Source organism: Bacillus sp. EKM420B, from assembly GCF_011065565.1.
Classification (GTDB): domain Bacteria; phylum Bacillota; class Bacilli; order Bacillales; family Bacillaceae; genus Bacillus; species Bacillus velezensis.
Map to the genome: position 1 here is coordinate 1 of NZ_JAAMNX010000039.1, position 269 is coordinate 269.

Genomic DNA, 269 nt, shown 5'->3' on the forward strand with positions numbered 1-269 from the left:
GGCGGTTACTTTGTATGGGTGAAAGCGCCTGGGGCGGATACATCCGCAATGCTGGCGAGGGCTCTTTCTCACGGCGTTTCCTATGTACCCGGTAAATATTTTTTTCTGCATCAGGAAGACGGTGCCGAATATCTTCGCCTGTCGTTCAGTTATGCCGGTAAAGCCGCGATAAAAGAGGGTGTGCAAAAACTGGGACGTCTGCTGGAAAACGGGGTGTAGAGCAGCATGAGGAGCTTTCGGGCTTCTCTTTTTTTGTCCCCTTCAGCACA

Annotated in this window: 1 pseudogene; it reads left to right on the forward strand. The window is 51.7% G+C overall.

What is annotated here, in order from left to right:
• Positions 1–219, forward strand: a pseudogene (locus G9F48_RS19420) (PLP-dependent aminotransferase family protein); the annotation flags it as partial.
• Positions 220–269: the final 50 nt, after the last annotated feature.